This is a genomic window from Flavobacterium gossypii, from assembly GCF_014138495.1.
Lineage (GTDB): Bacteria > Bacteroidota > Bacteroidia > Flavobacteriales > Flavobacteriaceae > Flavobacterium > Flavobacterium endophyticum.
The window spans coordinates 522,895-549,275 of the sequence record NZ_JACJIS010000002.1 but is presented as its reverse complement, the minus strand read 5'-3'; the positions used below and the strand labels follow the sequence as shown (position 1 = coordinate 549,275).

Annotated in this window: 22 protein-coding genes; 15 read left to right on the top strand and 7 right to left on the bottom strand. The window is 44.3% G+C overall.

Annotated features, from left to right (window positions below):
* The 5 genes from GGR22_RS12355 to GGR22_RS12335 are packed head-to-tail and all read right to left on the bottom strand — an operon-like array spanning window position 1 to window position 6,068.
* Window positions 1-936, bottom strand: coding sequence for a cbb3-type cytochrome c oxidase N-terminal domain-containing protein (locus tag GGR22_RS12355; RefSeq protein WP_182493916.1), 936 nt, complete (start codon window positions 934-936; stop codon window positions 1-3).
* Window positions 933-1,136, bottom strand: a complete 204-nt coding sequence (locus GGR22_RS12350; protein ID WP_182493915.1) for a CcoQ/FixQ family Cbb3-type cytochrome c oxidase assembly chaperone — start codon at window positions 1,134-1,136, stop codon at window positions 933-935. The genes GGR22_RS12355 and GGR22_RS12350 overlap by 4 nt, the downstream gene beginning before the upstream one ends.
* A 4-nt stretch (window positions 1,137-1,140) precedes the next feature.
* Entirely contained in the window at window positions 1,141-3,333 is a 2,193-nt protein-coding gene (ccoN, locus tag GGR22_RS12345; RefSeq protein WP_182493914.1) for a cytochrome-c oxidase, cbb3-type subunit I, read from the bottom strand.
* A 52-nt stretch (window positions 3,334-3,385) separates the two neighbouring features.
* Window positions 3,386-3,613, bottom strand: a complete 228-nt coding sequence (gene ccoS, locus GGR22_RS12340; RefSeq protein WP_182493913.1) for a cbb3-type cytochrome oxidase assembly protein CcoS — start codon at window positions 3,611-3,613, stop codon at window positions 3,386-3,388.
* 58 nt (window positions 3,614-3,671) lie between these two features.
* Complete coding sequence (locus GGR22_RS12335; protein ID WP_182493912.1) at window positions 3,672-6,068, bottom strand: heavy metal translocating P-type ATPase; 2,397 nt, start codon at window positions 6,066-6,068, stop codon at window positions 3,672-3,674.
* Between the two features lie 104 nt (window positions 6,069-6,172).
* On the opposite strand from GGR22_RS12335, the gene GGR22_RS12330 reads away from it, so the two are divergent.
* The 13 genes from GGR22_RS12330 to GGR22_RS12270 all read left to right on the top strand — a co-directional run bounded on the left by GGR22_RS12330 (window position 6,173) and on the right by GGR22_RS12270 (window position 22,437).
* Complete coding sequence (locus GGR22_RS12330; RefSeq protein ID WP_182493911.1) at window positions 6,173-6,853, top strand: Crp/Fnr family transcriptional regulator; 681 nt, start codon at window positions 6,173-6,175, stop codon at window positions 6,851-6,853.
* Window positions 6,854-6,991: 138 nt separating this feature from the next.
* Complete coding sequence (locus GGR22_RS12325) at window positions 6,992-8,089, top strand: sensor histidine kinase (protein ID WP_182493910.1); 1,098 nt, start codon at window positions 6,992-6,994, stop codon at window positions 8,087-8,089.
* A complete protein-coding gene (locus tag GGR22_RS12320; protein ID WP_182493909.1) occupies window positions 8,086-8,850 on the top strand; it encodes a LytR/AlgR family response regulator transcription factor in 765 nt (254 codons plus the stop codon). Before GGR22_RS12325 ends, GGR22_RS12320 begins: the two co-directional genes overlap by 4 nt.
* Window positions 8,851-9,050: 200 nt before the next feature.
* Window positions 9,051-9,740, top strand: a complete 690-nt coding sequence (locus GGR22_RS12315; protein ID WP_121377342.1) for a VIT1/CCC1 transporter family protein — start codon at window positions 9,051-9,053, stop codon at window positions 9,738-9,740.
* A 90-nt stretch (window positions 9,741-9,830) separates the two neighbouring features.
* Window positions 9,831-10,265 carry a thioredoxin family protein gene (locus tag GGR22_RS12310; protein ID WP_182493908.1) on the top strand — a complete coding sequence of 145 codons (435 nt, stop codon included), beginning with the start codon at window positions 9,831-9,833 and terminating at the stop codon, window positions 10,263-10,265.
* A 10-nt stretch (window positions 10,266-10,275) separates the two neighbouring features.
* A complete protein-coding gene (locus GGR22_RS12305; RefSeq protein WP_182493907.1) occupies window positions 10,276-11,205 on the top strand; it encodes an FAD:protein FMN transferase in 930 nt (309 codons plus the stop codon).
* Complete coding sequence (locus tag GGR22_RS12300; RefSeq protein WP_121377339.1) at window positions 11,202-11,417, top strand: DUF4266 domain-containing protein; 216 nt, start codon at window positions 11,202-11,204, stop codon at window positions 11,415-11,417. The genes GGR22_RS12305 and GGR22_RS12300 overlap by 4 nt, the downstream gene beginning before the upstream one ends.
* Before the next feature lie 19 nt (window positions 11,418-11,436).
* On the top strand, window positions 11,437-12,624 hold the full coding sequence (locus tag GGR22_RS12295) for a DUF3570 domain-containing protein (RefSeq protein ID WP_182493906.1): 1,188 nt from the start codon (window positions 11,437-11,439) through the stop codon (window positions 12,622-12,624).
* 286 nt (window positions 12,625-12,910) lie between these two features.
* The gene (locus tag GGR22_RS12290) at window positions 12,911-13,672 is read left to right on the top strand and encodes a hypothetical protein (RefSeq protein ID WP_182493905.1); all 762 of its coding nucleotides are present in this window, start codon (window positions 12,911-12,913) and stop codon (window positions 13,670-13,672) included.
* Window positions 13,673-14,071: 399 nt separating this feature from the next.
* Window positions 14,072-14,389, top strand: a complete 318-nt coding sequence (locus GGR22_RS12285; protein ID WP_182493904.1) for a hypothetical protein — start codon at window positions 14,072-14,074, stop codon at window positions 14,387-14,389.
* Between the two features lie 140 nt (window positions 14,390-14,529).
* Window positions 14,530-14,814 carry a hypothetical protein gene (locus tag GGR22_RS12280; protein WP_182493903.1) on the top strand — a complete coding sequence of 95 codons (285 nt, stop codon included), beginning with the start codon at window positions 14,530-14,532 and terminating at the stop codon, window positions 14,812-14,814.
* 241 nt (window positions 14,815-15,055) lie between these two features.
* Complete coding sequence (locus GGR22_RS12275; protein ID WP_182493902.1) at window positions 15,056-19,144, top strand: leucine-rich repeat domain-containing protein; 4,089 nt, start codon at window positions 15,056-15,058, stop codon at window positions 19,142-19,144.
* Window positions 19,145-19,608: 464 nt separating this feature from the next.
* Window positions 19,609-22,437: a M16 family metallopeptidase gene (locus GGR22_RS12270; protein ID WP_182493901.1), complete on the top strand. Its 2,829-nt coding sequence runs from the start codon at window positions 19,609-19,611 to the stop codon at window positions 22,435-22,437.
* Between the two features lie 129 nt (window positions 22,438-22,566).
* Here the strand turns inward: GGR22_RS12270 and GGR22_RS12265 are convergent, their stop codons facing one another.
* Window positions 22,567-22,905, bottom strand: coding sequence for a DUF6249 domain-containing protein (locus tag GGR22_RS12265; protein WP_121377331.1), 339 nt, complete (start codon window positions 22,903-22,905; stop codon window positions 22,567-22,569).
* 140 nt (window positions 22,906-23,045) lie between these two features.
* On the opposite strand from GGR22_RS12265, the gene GGR22_RS12260 reads away from it, so the two are divergent.
* Both GGR22_RS12260 and GGR22_RS12255 read left to right on the top strand, forming a co-directional pair.
* The gene (locus tag GGR22_RS12260; RefSeq protein WP_182493900.1) at window positions 23,046-23,636 is read left to right on the top strand and encodes an RNA polymerase sigma factor; all 591 of its coding nucleotides are present in this window, start codon (window positions 23,046-23,048) and stop codon (window positions 23,634-23,636) included.
* Window positions 23,617-24,024 (top strand): hypothetical protein, encoded by a 408-nt coding sequence (locus tag GGR22_RS12255; protein WP_182493899.1) that lies wholly within the window; start codon window positions 23,617-23,619, stop codon window positions 24,022-24,024. The genes GGR22_RS12260 and GGR22_RS12255 overlap by 20 nt, the downstream gene beginning before the upstream one ends.
* Window positions 24,025-24,120: 96 nt before the next feature.
* On the opposite strand, the gene GGR22_RS12250 is transcribed toward GGR22_RS12255, so the two are convergent.
* Window positions 24,121-25,953 (bottom strand): M1 family aminopeptidase, encoded by a 1,833-nt coding sequence (locus GGR22_RS12250; protein ID WP_182493898.1) that lies wholly within the window; start codon window positions 25,951-25,953, stop codon window positions 24,121-24,123.
* Between the last annotated feature and the right edge of the window lie 428 nt (window positions 25,954-26,381).

Below are 26,381 nucleotides of genomic sequence, written 5' to 3'. Positions count from 1 at the left end.
CTAGTTTTGGGCTACCGTTTTAGCTTCTTCCGTTTTAGCGCCTGCTTCTTTAGGTGTCTTTTCGTCTACCCATACCTCGCCCTCGGCAGGCTTAGGGTCTTTGGGATTAGAGCCTTGCAACGACAATACATAGCTTGCTACCTGCTGTATTTCAGACGGTTTTAGCGTGCCTTTCCAAGCCACCATTCCTTTGCCGTCGCGACCTCCTTCAGTAATCGTATGGAAGACGTTCTTGATGCCGCCGCCTAGAATCCAATGGTCGTCTGTCAGGTTAGGGCCTATGGCACCTCCGGCATCCGGTCGGTGGCAGGCAATGCAGTTGGTTTGGAATACTGTCTTGCCTGCGGCAATATCGCCCGCATCCGTCAGCAGCGTTACCGTTTCGGCATCGATGAGGTCTTTGGCGGTCTTTTTATATTCTTCTACGGCCAGCTTGGCTTCGGCCATTTCGGTCTCGAATTCTTTGGTCTGGTCGTCGTGCCCGAAGATGTGGTACTTGGCCAGATAGATAAACGCAAAGACGATACAGGCATAGAACAATTTGGTCCACCATGGTGGCAAGTCGTTGTCAAGCTCCTTGATGCCGTCATAATCATGGCTCAGCAGCAGCTCGCCCTCTTCTTCAATCGGCCTGTCTTTTACCAGCCATTTTTTTATTTTTTTATACAGCTTGCTATCCGTAATCTTTACTTCTTTGGCGTCTTCGAGCTGCCTGCGCTGTTCTTCGGTGAGCAGGTGGTAGGTCACGTTGTCTACCGCGGCCACGACCATTTCGATGGCAATCAGCAGGAACAGGAAGACGGCCAGAAATACAGAAATCATCGGATATTTTAAGAAAGCAGGCTGGTCGCCAGAGTCAATAAAATATTCCATCGCCAAGAATACGGCAAAGAAGATGATCGGCACCCTCAGGTATACCGGAAATATTTTTTTCATGGCGTGTCGTTTTTGAGGTTATCGATTTCGTTCTCGCTCTCGAAAGGAATATGGCTTAATTCTGCAATCTTTTCTTTCTTGTAGGTGTAGGTCCAAGCATATAGGACAACGAAGAACAAGAAGAAGATGAGCAGCGAAATGATCGGATAGATCTCGATGCCCGAGATCGTTTCCATATTGTGCTTGATAAACTTTAGCATGGCGTTAGTTTTTGGTTGTTGCTTCTTTGACTTTGATATCGGTTCCCATGCGCTGCAGGTAGGCAATCATTGGCACGATTTCTCTCTGGTACATCGGGATAAACGGATCGCCCTTGGCAGCAGCAGCCTTGCGGCTTTCCTCGTAGCTCTTCCTGAAATCGGGATCGGTATACAAGTTCTTTTCGATAGCCTGCGCCTGCTTGTTGATGGCGGCCTGCGCGTTGGCAATTTCTTCTTTGGTATACGGAACGCCCAATTGCACCATCACTTCCATCTTTTTCTGGATGTCAGAATAGTCCATCGGCTTGTTGTCGAACAGCCATTTGTACGACGGCATGATCGATCCGGCCGAAGTGCTCCTTGGGTCCCACATGTGGTTAAAGTGCCAGTTGTCGGAATATTTGCCTCCGATACGCATCAGGTCGGGTCCCGTTCTCTTAGAGCCCCACAGGAACGGATGGTCGTAGACGTATTCGCCCGACTTAGAGTACTCGCCATAACGCTCGACTTCGGAACGGAACGGACGGATCATCTGCGAGTGGCAGCCCACGCAGCCTTCGCGAATGTAAAGGTCGCGGCCTTCCAATTCTAAAGGCGTGTACGGCTTGACCGCAGCAATGGTCGGGATGTTCGACTTGACCATGAGGGTCGGCACGATCTGTATGATACCGCCTATCAAGATAGCAATGGTCGCCAAGATGGTCAGCTGTATCGGCCTTCTTTCGAGCCATGGGTGGAACTTTTCGCCTTTCATCCTTTTGCTCGTAATTTTCTGCAAGGCTGGCGCTTCGGCCAATTCGTCTTCAATCGCTTTTCCTTGTCTTACGGTCTTTACGATGTTGTAGATCATCACAAAGAGTCCGATGATAAATAGCGTACCGCCTATGGCTCTCATCCAGTACATCGGCATGATCTGTTTTACGGTTTCCAAGAAGTTGCCGTAGACCAAAGAACCGTCTGGATTGAACTGTTTCCACATCGAAGCCTGTACAAAGCCTGCCACATACATCGGCAGGGTATAGAGGATGATGCCCAGCGTACCGATCCAGAAGTGGACGTTGGCCAGTTTTTTAGAATATAAGGACGTTTTTGCCATGCGCGGAATCAGCCAGTAGATCATCCCGAAAGTCAGGAATCCGTTCCAAGCCAAGGCGCCAACGTGTACGTGGGCCACGATCCAGTCCGTAAAATGCGCAATAGCGTTGACATTTTTAAGCGACAGCATCGGTCCTTCAAACGTGGCCATACCATAACCTGTGATGGCTACGACAAAGAATTTTAGTACCGGTTCTGTACGCACCTTGTCCCATACGCCTCTCAAGGTCAGCAGTCCGTTGATCATACCGCCCCATGACGGAGCAATCAGCATGATAGAGAATACGACGCCCAGGTTCTGTGCCCAGTCGGGTAGGGCAGAATAGAGCAGGTGATGGGGACCCGCCCAGATATAGATAAAGATCAATGACCAGAAGTGGATGATAGAGAGCCTATACGAATAGACCGGACGGTTGGCGGCCTTGGGCACAAAATAATACATGAGTCCCAAGAACGGCGTGGTCAGGAAGAAAGCTACGGCATTGTGGCCGTACCACCACTGTACGAGCGCATCCTGTACTCCGGCATAGACCGAGTAGCTTTTTAGCGCGCCTACGGGCAGGGCAAGGCTGTTAAAGATGTGCAGCACGGCTACGGTCACAAAAGTGGCCAGATAGAACCAGATGGCTACATAGAGATGGCGTTCTCTTCTCTTGATAATTGTCCCGATCATGTTGATCCCGAATACCACCCATACTACGGCAATAGCAATATCTATCGGCCATTCCAGTTCGGCGTATTCTTTAGAAGAGGTATAGCCCAACGGCAGCGTAATAGCGGCGGCTACAATGATAAACTGCCAGGCCCAAAAGTTGATGCTGCTCAGCAGGTCGCTGAACATCCTAGCCTTGAGCAGGCGCTGCAGCGAATAGTAGATACCCGCAAACGTGGCGTTCCCTACAAAAGCAAAGATAACGGCATTGGTATGCAGCGGTCGGAGCCTTCCGTAGCTCAGCCACGAAACGCCTTCTGTCAGGTTCGGGAAGAGGTACATGGAGGCAATCAAAAGCCCCACGAGCATCCCTACCGCACCCCAGATGATGGTCGCGTAAAGAAACTTCTTTACGATCTTGTTGTCATAATAAAACTGTTGTACTTCCATGCGTGATTTAAGATGTATTAGAGTATTAGAGGGTTAGTTATTTGTTGTGCTGCTATTTTGTGTTGTAGGGTATAGGCGTGTCGGTGAGGGGATTTTCCGTGTCCTTTTTCTTTTCTTTTTCTTCCTGCTTTTTCTTGACAATCTCATCGTCAAAAAGCATCCGGACTGACGGCGTATAGTCGTCGTCATACTGCCCGTTCCGTACCGCTTTTACAAAGGCGATAAAGAAGCACACGGCTACGACGATGCTGATGGAGATTAATAAATAGATGACGCTCATACCTTGAGTTTATAGTGACAAAATTACTTTGGCGGGTGTTCTAAAAACATGATATTTATCATGCCCGTCCTTTTTTAGGGTTTAATTTTCGGGCGTAATAATTGCTTGCCAGCGTGACAAAGCTGATGATGGTCACGGTGCTCAGCGGCATGATGATGGCCGCTACCAGAGGCGACAGCCTGCCGCTCACCGCAAAGCCCAGTCCTACGACGTTATAGAGCAGCGACAGCACAAAGCTCATCTTGATGGTCGCCAAGGCTTTTTTAGAGAGTTTCAGGAAATAGGCGAGCTGCGTGAACTCGGTCGCATCAAGTATGCCGTCGCAGGCTGGAGAGAACACATTGACGTTTTCGGAGATGGAAATCCCTACGCTGCTCTGTGCCAAGGCACCTGCATCATTAAGCCCGTCGCCCACCATCATTACGTTATGGCCCTGTTCCTGCCAGTTCTTGATGGCTTCCAGCTTCTGTTCGGGCTTCTGGTTAAAGAGCAGTTCGGTGCCTGGCGGCAGCATCTTTTCGAGCTGTGCCCGTTCGCCGTCGTTATCGCCCGATAGGATTTTTAGGTCGTAGCGCTGGCTCAGGCTGTCGAACAGCTGTTCGAGGCCCTTGCGGTATTGGTTGTCGAAAGTATAGCTTCCCTTGTAATCGTTGTTGATGGCAATGTGCACTGCCGTCTGTGCCGTGTTTGCAGCTTCGGTACATCCTACATACGAAGCCGCTCCCAGCTTGATGCAGTTTCCGTCAATAATACCCTCGATACCCTTTCCTGTACTTTCCTCAAAACCGTGCACGGTACGCAATGCTGCGGCTGGCAGAAACTCATACAGCCTGCGGCTTAGCGGATGGTTGGAACCTCTGAGAAGGTTTTTTATATACGACAGTTCGGTCGCCGACGGCAACGTTCCCATAAAGGCAATATCCGATGCCTTGCTGGTCGTTATCGTTCCCGTCTTGTCAAAGACAATCATGTCGGTCTTGGCGAGCTGCTCGATGACGCCCGCGTTTTTCAAGTAGAGCTTCTGCCTTCCCATGATACGCAGGATATTGCCCATCGTAAAAGGGGCCGTCAGTGCCAAGGCACACGGACAGGCGACAATCAGCACCGCAGTGAATACATTAAAGGCCGTGTTGGCATCCCTAAAAATCCAGTAGCCAAATCCCGCAACGGCAATAAACAGCAGGGCAGGCGTGAAGTAGCGGCTGATGGCATCGGTGATGCTCCTGCGGTGTAGGGTATTTTTCTTTTCAAAGACAGCGTTGCTCCACAGCTGGGTCAGGTAGCTTTGAGAGACGGAACTGAGCACTTCCATTTCTATAGGCTGCCCGAGCAGTCGGCCTCCTGCATAGATCTTGTCGCCTGATTCCTTGCGGATCGGGTCGGCCTCTCCGGTCACAAAACTATAGTCGATCTGGCAGCCGCTGCTGATCAATATGCCGTCTACGGGAATGAGCTCCTGATTGCGAATCAGCAGTCGGTCGCCTTTCTGGATGTCGTAGACAGGAACGGAAACTTCTTGCTGCTGCGCATTCACCTGCGTGACGGCTATCGGGAAATACGACTTAAAATCCCTTTCAAAGGAAAGGAAGCTATAGGTCTTCTGCTGGAACAGCCTGCCCACGAGCATAAAAAATACCAAGGCAGTAAGGCTGTCGAAAAAACCCTGCCCATAGCCGAAGACGATGTCTACGGTACTCCTTACGAACATGACGATGATGCCCAGCGCAATCGGAATGTCGATATTGAACATGCCGTTGCGGATGCTCTTATAGGCCGAGACGTAATAGCCGCTGGCCGAATAGAGAAAAGAAGGCAGCGCGAGCGCAAAGATGAGCCAGCGGAAAAAACCACGGTACTGGTCGAGCCAGAACTCTTCGGTCTCAAAGTATTCGGGAAACGAAAGCAGCATGATGTTGCCGAAGCAGAAAAAGGCGACGCCCAGCTTGTAGATAAGACTGCGGTCGGTACCCTGCTTGCCGCTTTCGTAATTTTCGAGCGATATGTAAGGCTCGTAGCCGATGGAGCAGAGCATCAGCACGATGTCCTTGAGATTCGTTTCCTGCGGATTGAAAATAATGCGTACTTTTTTCTCTGAAAAATTGACCTGCGAAGTACCGATGCCTTTGTGGAGGCGATGCAAGTTCTCGAGAATCCAGATGCAGGAACTGCAGTGGATGTGGGGGATATAGAGGGAGACGATGCTCGTTCCTTCTTCTTGAAATTCCAGCAGCCTTTCGGCTATCTTTTCATTGTCTAAAAAATCATACCTTCCGTTTACGGTCTGCGGCGTAGCGCCGGGCGTCCTTTCAAAGTCATAGTACGAAGAAAGTCCGTTGTCGGCGAAAATCTCATAGACCGTCTTGCAGCCCCTGCAGCAGAACGACTTGCCGTCAAAAACGATTTCTTCTTTTTGTATGACCTCCAGACCGCAGTGGAAACAACTTTGCGTGTCCATAATTTGCTCATTTACCTGATGCAAAGGTTGCAAATGCCTGAGGCGCAAACTATGATAATTATCATGCTTTTGCCTATCTTTGCAAAACTAATTTCCATTCCGCCATGAGCAAGTGTGAGCAATGCATCGTTCGAGAATTCAGTTCGCTGAAAGCCCTCAACAAAGAGGAGCTGCTAAAGATAGCGGACTGCAAATCGTCGTATATCATCAAAAAAGGGGAGCCTATTTTTGAGGAAGGCGAGAACGTAAACGGCATCTTCTGCATCAAGGACGGAGTGTGCAAGCTGTCTAAGCTGAGCGCGAACGGAAAGGACCAGATCATCAAGCTGGTGTCTAAAGGAGAATTGCTCGGACAGCGTTCTATGATCAGCGACGAGCCGGCCAACCTAAGCGCCGTGGCGCTAGAAGACATGGAAGTCTGCTTTATACCCAAAAGCGATATCATGCCGCTCTTTAACCAGAACAATGCTTTTTCGATGAACGTGATGCGCGCTATCTGCGGCGACCTCAAAGAGGCCGACGATCATGTGGTAGACATGGCGCAGAAGACGGTACGCGAACGCCTGGCCGAAACGCTACTGCACCTGCAAGATACGTTTGGTACGCAGGAAGACGGCAGCCTCAAGACCCAGCTGACGCGTGAAGAAATCGGCAGCCTTATCGGCACCGCTACGGAAAGCTGTATCCGCCTGCTGTCTGACTTTAACAAGAGCGGGCTTATCGAGCTCAAAGGCAAGAAGATCTTTTTAAGAGATATCAAAGGCTTAAAGCGGGAAGCAGAATAATACCTATCTATACGCTACATCACCTACGCTACTGTTTCGCAGCGATTGCATTTTTATTTTGGGCTTCTGACCTTTGTAACAAAAACCAGAAACCACCAACTAATAGCCCAATATCAGGCGCTGCCTGAAATGTATCGTATGGAAACTCAAGAAAAAACAAGCCTTATCAAAAAGAGCAGACTCAAGAGCCTGCTGCTGATCGCTTTTACGTTTGTTGTTTCGTATGTGACCGTCTTTATCATCTTTCCCACTTCGTATTGGAATCGTTTGTTCGCCATGCCCACTTCCAAGCTGGTCGAAGACGTGCTGGTCAACCTGCTGTTTTGCGTGGGTATCGTGGAACTGAGCCTCTTTATAGACCGAAAGCTAAACAAAAGAATGTCGTGGATGGCGCATCCGTTTAGGCGCCTGCTGGTGCAGATGCTGTTCCAGATTCTTGGGGCCCTGTTTGCGATCGTCTGCCTGTCGTCTCTGTATCTGATATTTGGCAATGTTGCTAATCCGCAGCCTTCGCCCGTCGGCTTGCGTGAAGGACTCTATGTCGTTATCTCTATTATACTGTGGGCCCTGATGGTAAGCACCCTCAATACGGGCTACTTTTTATTGTACAATTGGAAGACCGCTACCCTAAAGGCCGCAGAATATGAGATCAAGGCGGCACAGCACAAGCAGCTGGCCTCTGAAATCGAACTGCAGGCACTGAAGCTGCAGCTCGATCCGCACTTTGTCTTTAACAACCTGAGCGTGCTTTCGGAACTGTTGCTGAAAGACCCGCAATTGGGCTATGAGTATACGGAGAACTTTACGAAAGTCTACCGCTACCTGCTTGTCAACTCCAAAAAGAAGCTGATTTCTTTGGCTGACGAGCTGAAATTTCTGGATGCCTACCTGTTCCTGATCCGCCATAGGATGGGAGGCGGGTGTGTCTTTACGATTGCTATCGATGACTCCAAGCTCGGCATGATGCTGCCGCCTGTAACGCTGCAGCTGTTTATCGAAAATGCCGTGAAATACAACCGTACGGAAGAAGAAAATCCGCTAGAAATTCATATCTATTCTACGGACGACGATGAGCTGGTCGTGTCGAACACCCTGCTGCCGCTGGTCAAAAAGATGGAGTCTACAGGCATCGGCCTGCAGAACATTATCGACCGCTATGCGTTGCTGGGCGACCGAAAGCCTTCTGTAGTGCAGACGGATGACACCTTTACCGTAAAAGTACCTCTTATCACATGAAGCTAGTACAAAAAATACTGATCCTGGAAGATGAAAAGCTCAATGCGGAGCGTATCAAAAGGCTGCTGCTCGAAATCAGGCCCGATGTCGAGATCGTTGGCGTACTCGGCAGCGTGACCAAGGCGGCGGACTGGCTTTCTGCAAACGAATGTCCCGACCTGATCTTGATGGACGTGCAGCTGGCCGACGGCCTGAGCTTTGAAGTCTTTAATCTAGTTGATGTCCAATGTCCGGTGCTCTTTACGACGGCCTATGATGAATATGCGGTCAAGGCTTTCAAATACAACAGCGTAGACTACCTGCTCAAGCCGATAGACCAAGACGAGCTGGAAGCGGCACTGGTCAAATTTGAAAACTCCCTACAACCGCCATCGTCGTTGTCTCCTTCTATCGAAGATCTGCTGGCCATGATGCAGCCGAAGGAATACCGCACGCGCTTCTTGCTGCCGTACCGCGATGCCTACCGCAAGATCAATGTAGAAGATATTGCCTTTTTTTATTCGCACCTCAATATCAGCTATGCCATCTTCTTTAATGGCGAAAAAGCCGTAGTGCCGCAGACGTTGGAAACGCTGGAACAAGAACTGGAGCCCAAGAACTTCTTTAGGGTGAACCGCCAGTATATCGTGCAGGTCAATGCCGTGGAGCAGGTGCATAATTTTTTTAATGGCAAGCTGAAACTCAAGATCAAGAATGCTGGCGAGGATGTGATCGTAAGCCGCACAAAGGCGCCTTTGTTTAAGCTCTGGATGGATTATTAAGTGCTTCTTTTAAAGATAGATATACAAGCAGGCCAATGCCTGCTTTTTTGTTTCGGTAAGCTGGGCAAGTTTATGCCAATCTTGTTGCAGGCCAAAAAAGCGATCCTTGAAACCCAAGGACAAAAAGAATTACTGCCTATTGTGCTGCCTATTGTGTTCTTAATGAAAACCTTAGTATCTTTAGCATTAAATTCAACCCTATGCTAAACGAGACGCATTACATAAATCGGAGCGGCTGGCTCAGAGCAGCCGTACTGGGAGCCAACGACGGAATTCTTTCTACCACCAGCCTCGCCATCGGTATAGCCGCTGCATCCGATACGAGATCTCCTATAGTGCTGGCCGCCTTGGCCGGATTAGTTGCAGGGGCGCTTTCTATGGCCGCCGGAGAATATGTATCCGTAAGTTCCCAAAGCGATATTGAAAAATCAGATCTTCAGCGGGAAATAGAAGAATTGAAAGAAATGCCCGAATCGGAACTTGAAGAACTGACACAGATTTATATCCTAAGAGGGCTTTCTCCAGAACTCGCCAGAGAAGTGGCTTTGCAGCTAACAGCACACAATGCGCTCGAAAGCCATGCAAGGGATGAATTGGGAATCAATGAAATGACGCAGGCCAAGCCTATGCAGGCTGCCCTTGCTTCTGCCTTGGCATTTCTCTGCGGAGGCATCCTGCCGCTACTGGTGGCTCTCTTCGGCGCCATGCGCTATATGGTACCGCTGCAGTATGGTTTTGCGATTCTCTTTCTTGCCATTTCTGGCACATTGGCCGCAAAGGCTGGCGGGTCAAATAAGATCAAATCGGTAGTCCGTATCTGCATTTGGGGCACCGTTGCCATGGCTGCCTCAGCCTTGGTAGGATATGTTTTCGGCGTGCAGGCTCCATGACCCTGTCAATCTTAAGCAAATCTTAAGAATGCGATAATACTTTTCTTCTTCGGCACTGCGTTACTTAGCTATAACAATAAACGTACTGTGATGAAGCTCTTGACCTGCTGCCTGCTATTGGCACTTATCCCCCTGAAATGGGGCACTGATTTTGAATCTGCTAAAAAAGACGCTAAGGAAAAAAAACAGATGATTCTGCTCAACTTCTCAGGATCGGACTGGTGCGCTCCCTGTGTGGCGACTAAAAGAGATTTCTTTGAAAACGACTCCTTTATCGCCATGGCCAAAGACAACCTCGTGCTTGTTAATGCTGACTTTCCGAGAAAAAAGAAGAACCAGCTTTCTCCAGAGCAGACCCAGAAAAATGAGGCACTTGCCGAAAAATACAACAAGGAGGGCAATTTTCCGCTTACGCTGCTGCTGGACTCCAACGGGAAAGTCATAAAGTCATGGGCAGGAAGACCTGAAGTTCCTGTCGATAAATGGGTAAAAGAAATCAAGTCCCTCTGCGAATCTCATAAATAAGCAAATCCCAATGCTAGAATTTTCACAAACGCTCAGGCTGATGGGAAATAGTTTTACCATTACGGTGGCAAGCGACTCAAAGGCAGCGGCAGCAATCCATATCGATACCGCTATAGAAGAAATACGGCGTATCGAAAGGCTGCTTACCACCTTCGACGAGAGCAGCCAGACCTGCCTTATTAATAGCAATGCCGGCATAGCACCCGTAAAAGTCGATGCAGAAGTATTTGATCTGGTACAGCGAAGCTTAAGTATTTCACAGATTACCCAAGGCGCCTTTGACATAAGCTACGGGAGCATCGACAAGACGCTATGGAATTTTGACAGGAGCATGACCCGGCTGCCTTCTCGGGAGCAGGCCCTAAAGATGGTACACCTCATAGATTACAGAAATATCATCCTCGATACGGAGAACGGTACCGTATTTCTTAAGAACGAGGGCATGCGGATAGGGTTTGGGGGTATCGGGAAAGGGTATGCCGCAGAAATGGCAAAGAGGCTGCTCATGAGCAAAGGCGTGCTGAGCGGCATCATAAATGCCAGCGGAGATCTTACGGCGTGGGGGCAGCAGCCCTCGGGCAAGCCCTGGAGGATAGGAATATCAAATCCTGACCGCCCCGAAGATATCTTCTCTTATCTGGACATCAGCGGAAAAGCGGTTGCGACGTCTGGCAACTATGAAAAATACGTAATGATAGGCGGAAAGAAATACTCGCATACCATAGACCCAAAGACTGGGCTGCCCGTATCCGGCATCAAAAGCGTAACGGTAATCAGCGGCAATGCCGAATTTGCAGATGCCATGGCGACACCGATAGCAGTAATGGGAATAAAGGCAGGACTGTATCTTGTCGACCAGATACCCGACCTACACTGCATCATAATCGATGATAATAACAAGCTGTACACTTCAAAAAACATAAATCTCACATCAACATGAAACATCTTCCCCTATGGATAGCGGCAGGCTTTATGGCCATGGCTTCTGGGTGCTCGCCTGTAAAGGAGTATCAAAAAAACAAGATCAACGATTCTGATATGGTATTGTCTAACCGAAAGGTAGAGAAGACAGAACTGAGCTTTCAGTCCTATAGAGAAGGCTCGTCGGGTGCCAATGCAGGAAAAAGCGGCGGCGGATGCGGATGCAATTAACCCCTAACCTTAGGATAAAATGAAAAGAATATTTATAACGGGCTTTGCCCTATTGGGGTTATTCAAGGCCTATGCCCAAAATGACCCTGCAGATTCAACTTCTTATAAGCCTAAAAAGCTTAAGATCGAGGAAATCAATCTTGTATCCAGCTATTATAGGCAGGACGGAAATAATTCGGCTGTGACAGGCGGAGAAGGGACAGAGAAGCTGACCGATATTTCTAACGCTATAGACCTGAGGGTGGTAAAATATGGCGAAAACAATATCAAGCATACCTTTGACTTCGAGGTAGGCGTAGACCATTATTCGTCTGCTTCTTCCGACAAGATAGACCTTAGTGCCAATTCTTCTGCATCGTCTTCTGATATGAGGGTCTATCCTTCTCTAAACTATATCAGGGAAAACGAAGAGAAAGGACGCGCTATGGGCATCGGCATTTCGTCTTCTTCGGAATACGACTACCAGTCTTTTGGAGGAAACATAAGCTTTTCACAAAAGACTAAAGATCGAAACGGAGAATTTGGGGCAAAATTCCAGGCTTATCTTGATCAGGTCAAGATGCTTGCCCCGATAGAGCTGAGAGGCCTGCCCAATGTTGATGATTCCGGCAATGCCTCCAGAAATACGTTTGTGGGATCCCTGACGTATTCGCAGATAGTAAGCAAAAACTTCCAAGTAATGTTCCAAGCCGATCTGGTATCGCAGCAGGGCTATCTTTCCCTGCCCTTCCATAGGGTCTATTTTACGGACGGATCCGTACACCAAGAAAAGCTTCCGGACAGCCGACTCAAGATACCTCTGGCAGCAAGGGCAAGCTACTTTTTAGGAGATAATATTGTCCTACGCGGCTATTACCGTTTCTATACAGATGACTGGGGCATCCAGTCGCATACGGCAGATATCGAGATTCCTGTAAAAATCTCGTCATTTGTTTCGGTATCTCCCTTCTACAGGTATTATACCCAGACGGCAGCAAAGTATTTCAAAGGCTATGAGATGCATGGTCCGCAAAGCGATTTTTACACCAGCAATTACGATCTTTCAAAATTTGACAGCAGTTTCTTCGGCCTTGGACTGCGGCTGACGCCTGTCAATGGAGTTTTTGGCATCAAACGCCTAAACATGGTCGAAATACGCTATGGACATTATGTCCGATCTAACAATCTCGATTCTGATATTATCAGCATCAATCTGAGGTTTAAGTAACAGGATTTACTTACGACAAAGGAGGCAGTATTGCCTCCTTTTTTGTTTTACGCAAAAAGTAGCCACTCCTGCCGAGGCGAAAGCACTACGCTATACGGAATGGCTTTGTCCTTTGCGAGTACTGCCTTTGCAGCGAAACCTTACTGGAAAAAAACATCTGTATCGCTTCACTCTCCCTGATTGACAGTTCACTCGGCAGTTTTGCCGTTTCGCTCAATAAAGCGCCCAAAGGCCCGACTGCTGCCTGTAATTTTGCCCCATCGAAATACTAAACAATAGAAGAATTATGAAAAAAAGAAATGTGATGGCAGGGGGAGCTGCTGCTCAAGGAAAAGCAATAGTAAGAGTACAAGAGAATAGAATGAAGCTGCTACTGGTGGTGCTTCTGCTGGCCCTATCTACGGTGACGGCGTTCGCCCAAAAATCGGCAGTGCTGGATGCTTTTTCCAGACATGGAATTGATGCTGCACTATTGAATCCCGAGAGCCTGCAGATGCCCAAAGACCATTCGTATGAGCTGACGCAGACGACCATAACGGCAGGCAGCGAAAAGGTTACCGTGGCACAGTTTGACCCGTCTAAGCCAAAAGAAGAGCAGTGGACGGTGGTTTCTATAGACGGCAAGTCGCCGTATAAATCGGATATCAATTCGTTCCGAAAAAACCAGAACAAGCAGGCGGGCACGGCCCAGACCGACGATGCTACGTATAAGATCGAAAAGGAGACGCCGGCCCAATTGGTTATCAGCTACAAGCAGAATCCTGCTGCCGGCGACAAAGACGGGGCTTTTATGAAAGACTGCCGCATGTATATGACAATAAATCTCAAGACGAAAAGACTAGAGCAGGTACAAGTGCTCAATGAAAAGCCGTTGAAGATCAAGATCGTCAATGCCGAAAAGTTTGATATGGTGATACGATACGCTTGGAACGAGCAGGCAAAACGCTACTTCTCTGTACGCGAAAACCTGAACATGCTCGTGAAATTCCTAGGACAGGGAACGGAGGTGCAGACCATTTCGGAATACTCGAATTATAGCAGGAGATAACCGCCATTTAGGATCAGATCGTAAGTTTAATAGTTGATTTTTACCGCCCGCCGGGCTCCTGACTGGGAGCCTGGCGGGCCCTTTTTTGTTTGGGAGTGCTGTGATGGCCCTTATCTTCCAGTTTTGTTCGGGTTTCGTTCGGGTTTTGCTTGTTTTTTGAGGTATAGGGGCGATTAAAAGTGAAGGGTTTCCGCAAGGGGATTGGGAGGAGACTGGGAGATAACTGGGAGAACATACGGTATGGGTTACCGTATAGGCCCGGTATGGCTTGCTGTAAAAAAGCTTGTTTTTTGGATTTTTCTTGTGCTTTTAGGACAAAAGCAGCGGTGTTGTATATTTGATGCTAATATACTAATTTTAGGGTACTTATCGTTTATATCGTAACTAAAATTCGACACCATGGCAAAAAATATAGGCCCTATCCAGTTTACGGGAAAATTGGGCGGCATCTCTGGCCGCAGTACTTCATTTGGCAATATCCTCCAGACGCCCGGAGGCTTTAAGGGGGAACGCATCAAGACCGAAGACCGCTACATCAAGACACGCCAGCTGAACAGCGAGTTCAGCCGCTGCGCGAAGATTTCGTCGGTGCTGTATAAGAGCCTGAGCTGGCATTTAAAGACGATTCCGGATACGTATGTGTATGGGCTATCCAAGGGCGTATCTGTGCCATCAAAGAATGCGACGAGCAGTCGCCTAAAGGCGAAAAGACGGTAGCCCGAGGGCTGGCGACGCAAAAAGGGCAGTTGCTGTTAAGGGATTTTTCGTTTAACCCTAAAAGGGATATGACTCCTGCCTTGATGATTTCTGCTCGGTTTTCTCTTGACGAAGGCAGGCTGTCTCTGCCACAGTTTGACGTGTCGCGGGCGGTTTCGCCAAGAGGGGCAAAACATCTTGGATTGCAATTAGTGCTCTTGCGCTTGGATACGGAAACGCCTGCCGTGGCGGTAGCGTTGAGTGAGATGGTTTTTATGCCGTTGGATTCGGAACGTAAGGATATTGTATTGCAGTCGGCTTTGCCGGAAGGTGAAGGTATCTTGATTGGGTTATTGTATGCGGGGTTTTGTGGTGAAGACCATGGGGAGTTGTTTTGGAGAAGGGATTGGAGGAATAGTTTGGGGGTTGTGGGAATGGAAGTTTGATTTTTTTTTGGCGGAATGAGGAAAACCGTAAAGATGTTGTTTTAGGAGGTTGTAGGTTTGGAGAATAGTATGTATTTATTATGAACCTTTAGTTTCATTGTAGGATAATTTTTAAGATTTTGTAATAGCGCTAATTTAAACGTAATGGCTAATTAATATTTAATTAAAATTGTTTTTACATTATTAAATATGATACGATGTTTAGGTAGATTTTCTCAAATGAACTTATTAAATTTTTTAAATGAATGATTTTTTAAATGAGAATATTTTTGATGTCGATTGTGATTTATTAATTATCCCTATTTCAATAGATGGAACTGTTTCGAATTCTTTTCGAAAAGGTTTAGATAAACTAAATGTTACAGAAGACTTTTGGGCATATAAAAAATATAAATTAGGAGACATTTTAATTCTTCCAAAGCGAAAAGGAAATAAATATATATATATAGTTTTTGCTTGTACAGTAGATCAATATAATAGCGCTTATTATGCAATTAGATTAATAGGTAAAAGATTAGCTGATAAGGTAATAGAATTAAAATTAAATGGCATCAGAGAAATAGCAACTCCAATATTAGGAACAGGAGCTGGAAAACTTTCCTCACATCTGAGCCTTAACATTATGCGAACGGCATTTTACGAAAACAAGGAGGTAAAAAATATTCGATTAACTTTTTGCACCCCAGACTTAAGCGTTTATTATTCGGTTAGCAACCAAATTCTAGACATAGATACTCCAAGTGGGCAATTGGTAATTGAAGCTGAATTATTTAGAATTCGCGGTCATGAACTTATTCAGAAAATTATATATAATAAAGAGTTTTATTTTGAACTGGCTACGGAAAAATTTTATAAATATATTGAATATGAAGGATCTGACCAGTTCTATGAACAATTATTTAATAAGTTTAAATTATATAGATTAACATTTAAAGAATTTATTAATATTGAGTTATCCAAAAAAGAGTTTGAATTCACAACTCTTTGTGGCGAATTAATAGCCTATATGGATTATAATGCTTATCATAAAAATATATGGAATAAATATCCTGACAAACGGGTATTGGCCAGGGCATCTGTTCGTCAAAATGATTGGTTTTTAAACCTAATTAAATTCAAACAAACTCTTGATCTTAATTCTGTAAGTTTTAGTATTAAGAATGCTCTTAAATATTTAGAATTTCCTGATTATAATTTTACAATGCTTTCTGAAAGCCATAGAAGAAAAGTGTTTGAAAATATTTTTCCTAATACTCCTTATAATAAAAATTATTTTGAAGAGGTTCTTTTTAAATTTTTCGGAACATTGGGAATACATCCTTCTAATCCAAAAAATTTAGGATTACTCTATAGTCGAATTCTTTACTTACCTTTTATAAAATCCATTTGGGACGAAGCTATTTCAAAAGACAACTCGTTTGAAGAAGATATAGAAGATGCAGATTTGTCAACAGCGGTTTTACTTATAGAAGATTGTTTAAAAACTAAGTCAAAGAGGTTAGATCTAGGAAATTGTGGATTAAGAAGTTTAGAAACAATGCCTGAAATCTTCGAGTGTATTCATATTGAAGAATTAATTTTAAGTAATGAGTGGAGTGAATATAAGGATGGTAAATGGAGAAAACTTACAAGTAAAAATAAAGGAAAGAAAAATAATATTCAATTTTTACCATCTTTAATTAGCGAATTATCTGATCTGAAAATTTTAATTTGTGGTGGTGATTGGAATGAATATGATAACGAGGAATGGAATAGATGGGGTATTATTTCTTTAGCGTCAGTTACTAAACTTAAAAAGCTTGAATATTTAAATTTAAGTAACAATATGCTAACAAGTATAGTAGGATTGAACAAATTAACTAATTTAAAAATAGCTCATTTAAATAATAATAAAATATCAAAGGTAGAAAATTTAAATAATTTGAATAACCTTAAAGAACTATACCTTAGTAATAATAAGATTAAAACAGTTGACTTTGTTAATAGTTTAGATAGTATTGAAACATTAGACTTACATAATAATCTTATTAGAGACCTTAGACCAATCAAAACAATTATTGGTAATATTGGAATCAGTAATGATAAGTGGGGAATAAATACATTGAATATAGCAAAGAATCCTTTAGAGCAACCACCGATAGAGATTGTAAATCTTGGTAAAGAAGCTGTATTAGGGGTATTTGATGATATAGAAAAAAGTGGACGGTATGTCAATAAAGACATTAAAGTTATTCTGGTAGGTAATAGTGAAGTAGGAAAATCTACTTTAGTAAAATATTTGGATAAGGAATATAATCTTGAAAATGAGCATCTTCCTACTCTTTGGATGGAAGAGAAAATAATAAAAAGTAAGTACTCAATTAATACTATTGGAGAGGAATGTTTTTTACATGTATTTGATTTTGGAGGGCATGATTATTATCATGATACACACCATTTATTTTACAGTACAAATACTATTTACCTTCTATTATGGGATAAAGAAACTAATAATTTAAAATCAAGAAAAACTCTTCAAAGGACAAAAGAAGATTTCGAGATAGAAATTGAAACACAAGATTATCCAATAAGATATTGGCTTGATTCTATAAAATATTATACAAAAGATGTAGAAGCGGATAATTTCGAGTTTGAAATAAAAAGGGAAATTGTATATGATAGTTCACTTCTTTTGATACAAAATAAGGTTGATGATTCTTCCAAAATTGTATTTCAGGATAATAAGAACCTTAAGAATGATTATTCCTTTATCTATGACATTATTAATATTTCTATAAAGCCTAAGAGAAATATAGACCATTTTGATAGTTTATTTTTAGAATTGCTCAATAATATGAATATTATCGGAGCTGTTCTTCCAAAGTTCTACGAACCGATAAAAAGAAGTTTAAATTCTTATGTGGGAAAACCAGTGTTAACTTTTGTTGAGTTTGTGAGTTATTGCAACGAAATATTAAGAGATTCTATTGATGTTCCTCAAGCAAAAAGACTACTCAAATATTTAGAACAAGTGGGACTTGTTTTATGTACTAATAAAGATTCTGAAGAAAGAATATATGTAGACAAAAAATGGATAATTGAGAATATCCATAAAGTTCTTGAAAAACTCATAGATAAAAAAGGAGAATTTGAAATAGACTATGTTATAAAAATTCTTGATAATGATAATAGTAAAGTTGATGATCTATTATTAATGATGGAGGAATTCAAAATTATTTTCAAGCATCCTTATTCAGATATATACATTGCACCGCTTTATTTACCTAAAATTCCTGATGGAAAAGTAAAACTGTTTCTTAACGAAAATCAGAAACCTTATAGAAGATTTGAGTTTACTGGATTTATACATAAAAATGTTATTTTAAGCATATTCCAAAAATTCGGAACCCTTTTCTCATTAGATAAGAATAGAGATATATTCTATTATTGGAAGGATGGACTTATTATAAAGGATCCTAATACAAGTGAAATTATAATGATAAAATTTCATCTTGGCAATCAGGACGGGAATGCATGTATTGATATTTATGATTTAACTCAAAAAAAAGTACCTGTATTTAGAGAAGAAGTACTTAAATTTATCCGAGAGGTTAATCAAGGTTATGAGCTGGAAGAAATGGTTACATTAAATGGTGTAGATTATATCTCAAAAGGACTGCTTGAAGAAAATGCAAAATTAGGTAAACATATCTTTTCAGAGAAGAAATTGTCAGAACCACAGAAATCAAGAAAACAACAAACACTTTTTAAATTAAAAGATTATATGGAATTTATAGACACCCCTATTAAAAGAAAAAAAGTAGTAATATCATATTCTAAAAAAGATCTTGCTCATATTCATAATCTTAGAAGATATTTACAACCATTGATAGATGCAGAACTTATAGAACAACCGTGGTACTGTACTAGTTTAAACCCAGGTGATGATTGGGATACAAAGATTAAGAATAAATTTCAGGAGGCTGATATTGTGTTTTTCATGATTAGTGAATATTTTTATAGTACCAAATATATTATTGAGCATGAAATAAAAACCGCAATAGATAGGTATGACAATGGAGAAAATATAAAAATTATACCAGTAATTTTAGAATTCTATGATTGGGGTAGAAAAGAACCATATAATCTTCAACGTTTCTCGGCTTTACCGTATCAGGCTAAACCAATTAGTGACTTTGGTAATCCTAAAATAGCTTGGAATACAATCACCGCATCAGTAAGAATGATGATTGAAAAAGACTTAGACCCTGGAAAAATAGATATTATAGGAAGGGATCTTGAAGAAATATATGAAAGGCAGGTCAAAGGAAAATTGGATAACAACTCATAGAGTAAATTAATGTAAGAGAGATTTAATAAATACAATAAGTAAATTTCAATTAATTATATGAATTCTCTCGAAATTATGGAGCTATAAATTATCTGAAAAAAGATAATGCGTATTGATTACGGCTTCAAAAATAGGAAATCAGTTAAAATTTAAAACTTTTTTTTATGTTTTATGGAAACCCGTAAGAAAACACAATTCATTATCAATAAGTTTGACTTTTCAGACCAACCAGTTCTAAAAAGATTAGCCTCTAACGGCTCCTAACCAACCAATCAACCAAAGAAAAGCAGGGAACTCCCTGCTTTTTTTATTTGGAAAAGCCCTTCTATAAAGCCCTTCTTATTTTTAATAAAAAGCATCGTACAAAACATGTAACAAAAAATAAGTGTGCATGACAAATGTGTAGTTGCAATAGTCTCTTAAGTAGGCTGTTGCTAATCTAGTAAGCTTAAAACTAAAACCAAATGACAAACAAATTATTTAAAATCATTGCCGCTGTCGGGTTCTATGGGGCGGTCTGCCTGATGGCTTCGGAAAGCGCCACGGCGCAGAACCTAAGCGAGAAGCTGACCACCGATCCAAAAACGACTACAGGCGTATTAAAGAACGGAATGAAGTATTATATCCGTCCGAACAGCAAGCCAGAGAATAAGGTAGAACTCCGCTTGGTCATCAATACCGGGTCGCTTATGGAGGACGATGACCAGCAGGGACTTGCCCACTTTACGGAGCATATGCTGTTTAACGGAACGAAGAATTTTCCAAAGAATAAACTGGTCGACAACCTGCAGTCTATGGGCGTGCAGTTTGGGGCCGACCTGAATGCGCAGACCGGGTTTGACGAGACGGTTTATATGCTGCCTATTCCTACCGATAATCCTAAAAATCTAGAGACCGGTTTCCAGATCCTGCAAGACTGGGCACAAGGCGCTTTGATGACCGATAAGGACATTAACGAGGAACGAAACGTGGTGCTGGAAGAAGCAAGAGCCGATTTGGGTGCTAGCGACAGGCTCCAAAAAAAGTTTCTGCCTCGACTGTTGAATTCGAGATATAGCGAAAGGCTTCCGATAGGGAAAGATGACCTGCTGCGAAGCTTTAAGCCCGATGTGTTACGACGATTCTATAAAGACTGGTACCGTCCGGATCTAATGGCCGTGGTGGTGGTTGGCGATATTACGGCTGAAAAGGGAGAAGCCTTGGTGAAAAAATACTTCAGCACGCTTGTCAATCCGACTCAATCGAGAGCACGTATTGCGTATGGCGCGAATCCATATACCAAACAAGAAGTGATGTTCCTGACGGATCCTGAGCAGCCGTCGACACGATTGTCAATCAACTTCTCGCCGCGAAAAACAGAAGCCGACAAAACGGTTGGCGATTACAGGAATACCTTGGTAGAGCAGTTAGCCTTTAGCGCTATCAACCGCCGTTATCGCGACCTTGCGTCTGCGGCCGTACCGCCATTTACAGCGGCACAGACCAGCAATTCGAGCTACATCAGAAACTACCAAGCGCTTAGCGTTACGGTACTGCCCGTAAGCGACTTGACTACGGCTTTGAATGCTGCCGTTGGAGAATTGGTCAGCATCCAAGAGTATGGATTTGGCAAAGAAGAACTGGAATTGGTGAAAAAGAACGTCCTTAGCTATATTGAAAAACAATATAACGAACGTACTACGACCAATTCAGCCGCGTATCTCGAAGAATACGAGCAAAACTTTTTAGTCGGAGAGGCTTTTCCTGGTATCGAAAAAGAAGTAGAATTATACAGAACATTGCTGCCAGGCATTACGGCAGAAGAAGTGACGGCCGCTTTTAACAAGCTGTTTTCAAAAGAAGACAAGGAGAAATTCTTTGCTTTTGTGCTGAGCCCAGAAACAAAAGACGCTGCCATACATAATGAGGCTACCTTGCTGGCTGCGATACAAAAATCATTCGCGCAAAAAGTAGAGAAAAAAGCAGAAGTTGTGGTAAGCACGACGCTTTTAGATAAGATGCCTGCAAAAGGCACTATTGCTAAAGTAGAAAAGAATGCCAAGCTGCAGACCACTACGTATACGTTGGGCAACGGTATCAAAGTCACCGTAAAGCCAACGACATTCAAGAGCGATGAAATTCTTTTCAAAGGAGTCAAAAAAGGAGGGACGAATAGCTATGGCGTGGCAGACAAAATCACGGCATCGATGCTGGGCAGCCTAATCGAAACGATGGGATATGGCAAATTTACGCCTACCGATCTAAGCAAAGCACTAGCCGGAAAGAATATCGCCCTGCAGCATGCCATGGACGAGACTACGAATGAAGTGGAAGGCCGCTCTGATATCAAAAATATCGAGAGCCTTTTACAGTTGAACTATCTGGAACTGACAGCGCCTCGTCTTGACCAGAACTTATTCAACGGTTTTGTCAGCAAGATGCAGATGCAGCTTAAGTTTATCAAATCGAATCCTCAAGCAGCCTTTGTAGATAGCTTGGTAACCGTAATGTACAACAACAGCCCGCTACGACCTGTAGTAATTCCTTCGGAAGCAGAAATGAAATCGTTAAACGCACAGCGTGCTATCGACATTTACAAAAAAGAGTTTGCATCGGCAGACGGCTATCATTTCTTTTTGGTCGGCAATGTAGACGAAGCTACGCTGAAACCGCTATTGGAGCAGTATCTGGCTTCGCTGCCTGCCACTGGCACAGCACCTAAGTTTGTAGACAACGGACTGCGACTAAAATCAGGAAACAACAAGTTTGTATTCAAAAAAGGAACAGAGCCTCAAAGTCTTGTCGTAGCGCAATACTTTGGAGAAGTGCCTTATAGCGAAGACATGGCATTAAAAGCCAATATGATAGGCGACATCCTAACGATACGTGTTATCGAAAAACTGCGCGAGGAGATGGGATCGATTTACAGCGGCGGCTTTAGCGGCTCGCTAGAAAAAGAGCCGTATTCGCATTACAGTATTGAGACACAACTTCCGACAGGTCCGGAGAACGTGGATCCGATCCTGAAGCAGACCGAGGCTGAAATCGCCAAGCTTAAAAAAGATGGTCCAGAGCAGAAAGACCTTGACAAAGTACGAATTGCCATTATCGAAAAAAGAAAAGAAGAGATAAAGACAAACCAATATTGGCTTTCTAAATTACAGCAATTGGAATTTTCAGGATATAGCACCGACAGGTTCCTGGCTTTTGAGAACGAAATTAACAAGATTTCGGTTCAAGACATTAAGAAAGCAGCCAATACGTTTTTTGACGGAAAAAATAGCTTTATCGGAGTTCTTAATCCAGAAAAATAAGCCTATCGTTTTGATAGATAGAAAGGCCGCACATTGTGCGGCCTTTTTTCTTTTAAGCAAGCTTGTGCCTAAACAAAAAAGCGCAGGATTAAATCCTGCGCTCTCCAATATAAACAAAAATCTAACTTTCTATTGTTCTAGCTTTTTGGACAGGGTAAAGCCGATATACAAGCTTAATCCGGCCATGATAAAGATAATAGCCGTATTTGCCGCATCGCTGTCAAGCGCGGTATACGCCTGCAATATCGAGATAATCAGCAGGCCGATACCGATGCCCATCAGCAGGAGCGACAGGTTGAGCAACAGCAGCTTCCAGACAGGAATATTGCTGGGCGCGCTTTTAAACAGGCTGGCGTCGACACCCTTTTCGATCAGGGCGAGGCGCTCGCGGTTGCGGGTGGATAAGTGCAGGTAGACGATTCCGAAGATCATTGCAAACAAGCTTACCGGGATTATGATTTTTTCCATGATTGATGATTTTAAAGTTTTACTAATTTGTATCTGCACCTTATGACGACAACTTTTGGTGGCAGGTTACACCTTTTGCAAAAAAAATATTTTTTACTTTAGCTGTAACCCATCGTCCACTAACATCGTCTTATGTTGATATGGCACAACCCGACGACCGACATTTTATTGACCGAGCTCTTGCAGGCGACACCCAGGCTTTTGCCTTGCTGGTGGACCGCTACAAGAACCTTGTCTATACGCTGGCCTTGCGACTGATCAAAAATACGGAAGAAGCAGAAGAAGCCGCGCAAGATACTTTTATAAAAGTATTCCGGTCATTGGACAAGTTTAAGGGCGAGTCTAAGTTTTCGACCTGGATGTATAAGATTACGTATAATACCTGCCTGGACCGGCTGAAAAAACAAAAGGCAGCGCCCTATGCGGTACCTATAGACGATTATGGTACGCGACAACTGGCGGTGACCGAAAATATACTGGATAGGCTCGACGAACAGCAGCGGCACCGTGCCATACAGGAATGCCTGAAACTGCTGCCCGGCGACGAGGCTTTTTTGCTGACCTTGTATTATTTTGAAGAACAGTCGCTGGAAGAAATCGCTCAAGTGCTTGGCATCAAGGCGAACAACGTAAAGGTAAAACTCTTCCGCTGCCGCAAAAGGCTGGGAGACATAATAAGAATGAAGCTCGAACCCGAAATGATTAGCGTTTATGAAAGAGAACGAAAATAACGAATTGGAAAGGCTGGCGGACAAGGCCATGCAAGGCCTGCCGCTGGAAACGCCTTCTTTTGATTTTACGGCCCGCGTAATGGCCCAGACTGCCGCGATTCCGAAAAAGGCAGCGCCTGTGTATGTTCCGCTGCTGCCAGGCTATTTTTGGCTGCTGCTGGCCGTGGCGTTAGCAGGACTGCTAGGGTATGCTTATTTTGCAGAAGGCGCCGCAACACCCGTATCTGAAGGTACCGGCTTGAAAGCGCTGTATGGCTCTGCCTTGGATGATATGGCTTCGACCTTGCAATTCTCCAAAACGACCATGTATGCAGCCGTGGCCCTATTGCTGTCTGTATTGGCACAGATTCCTATCGTGAGGAGCCGTTTCAACGCTGCTGCACGCTAGGGGAGAATACGAATACGGCAGGCGATAAACACTATTGTTTATGCCTGCCGTATACTGCTGCCCTTGCTGATCGTGCGATGAGCAGAAAGGAAATACTTATTCTATAATCTTGATGAGGAGTTTGTTGTTGGGGTCTAGCTGCGCTTGCTTGGCGCCTCCGAACTTGGCACCCGACAGCTTGAAGCGGTGCTGCTTGTCTTTGATTGGGAAGGAACCGAGCGTCTTGGTACCGTCGCCCAGCGTAAATTCTACTTCGAGCAGGAATGGCAATACGTCGCCTTCTTGGCTGATGATCAGCGCTCCGTCTTTTAGGGCATATTTTACATGGGGAACTTGCTTGCTCTTCAGCCAAGGTTCTAGAAAAGGCTGTACTTTTTTGCCAGTCGTCTTGGTCAGCTTGTCCATAAAATGCTGTATGGTCATGGGCTCGTCGGATTGCATGAAAGATTTCAGTCCTTTTTCAAAATCTTCTTTACCAATCAGCTGCTCGAGCATATAGAATACCCAGGTACCCTTGCAATAAGAGACGCCGCTGTTGGCAGTATCTTCCCAAAGCGAGGACTTGGTATCATAGTCGCCAGAAAAATACTGGTTTTTATAGCTTGTTAAGTAGGCAGCAAAGATGGCATCGCCGTATTGTTTTTCAAGGAAATAGCGTTCGGCATAGGATGCCCAGCCTTCGGAAAGGAAATTAGTGGCAGGGCCTATGGGCGTCGTCCAGGCATGGGCTACTTCATGAGCAAAAGGAGCGCGCGGAGAAGGCTTGTCTTTGATAAGGTCGCTGCCTTGCTTGGCGGCCACGATCATGTCGTTGCTTCGGTTGAGCCAGCCATTGGAAGCGTTGGAACGGTCTTGTACTATAGACAGGTAGCGGCCTCTCGGACTTCCGAATTTTTCAGACAGCAGGTCGTAGACTTCTAGGAAATTCTTGTGCAGGTTGTCCGGCAATGGCTTGAAATCGGCATCGCAGAAGATCTCCATCTGGTAGTCGTTCTTTTTGTAGCGGTAGGCTTTCCATTTCTTGTCGTAATAAAGCGACAGCGCAAATGTAGGGCTGGCCGTCTTGGCCGTAATGATTTTGTGGTCGCCTGTTATGGTTTCCTGCTGTGGCAGGCTAGAACCCAGCTGATAGGCCGATGGAATCTGCAGGCGTATTGAGAAACTGGCTTGGTCGTTCGGGCTAGAGAAGCTAAAGAAAGGATGCCAGTAGAATTGGTTCCTCACATGGCCATAAGTGTCGTCGAAATAGCCAGATTCCTTGTCTTTTTCAAGCTTGTCTACGGTAAGAGAATAAGTGAGCGTAAGCCGCTGTTCGGCACTGCTTTTAGTGTTGATCCACAGAATACCGCCGCCAAACAGATAGTCGGCGTCTTTGCCATCAAGCTGTAGTGCCGTTATCTTGGCTTTATGGTTTAGGGCCACCAGAAAACCGAAGGATTCTTGGGTAAGGATACGCAGCGTATCGCTTACGGTAAGGTTGCTGGATGCTGGATCGATGGAAGCGCCCAGTACATGAGAATACAGCCGATTCTTGCGGTCTATCGGCAGCTTTTCGGCTATTGTCCATTTGCCTTCGCTGTATTTGAAGCGGTAGACGCCGGAGTAGAGTCCGGAGTAATAGGTATCGTCTCCAGAATTACCCATGATCAGGGTACCGGTCATCAATACGAGCGCACTTTTTTTGTCGCTTTCAATAATCTTTGTGGGGCCGGACTTACGGATTACCTTCGTCTTGCTCTTGCTTATATCTAAAAGGAGTTCTTGCTGTTCGGACAGCGGGAAACAGGCCTTGATTTCGTCTTCGGTTCCGGCTTCAAAAGCCTTGGTACAGCGGAGTATGGCAAAATCGAGATCGGTTACGGGAACTTGTGCGAGCACGCGGCTGCTGGAAATAACCAATAATAAAAGGGCCAATCGGAATGCTTTCATGGATCGTATCTGTTATGTGTTTGGACGTGCTATTGGCAACGCCTTGGTTTTTATCGGGCAAGGGGGGACAGCGCTTCTGCGCCGCATGCATAAGACAAAAATGCAAATTTTATCTCAAATCTCTTACAGAAAGAGGTTAAAAATTAGCAGTTTTTTTGATGCTCCTAGGATTATTTTTGTTTTGTCGGTAATTTGTATATTCGGCAAATAATAAATTCATTCATGGATGCAGATTCAATCCTAACTCTTTTTTCCCTATTTTTTGGTTTTTCATATGTGTTCTTTATGCTTTATGGGAGAAATCGAAATCCGCTGACATACAGGTATAATGAATTGCTTACGAAAGACAAAAGGAATAAGCACTTTATTATCGCTGTACTATTTTCAGTTTTAGGAGCTTTTCGTTTAGATAGCTTAACTTTGGAAAC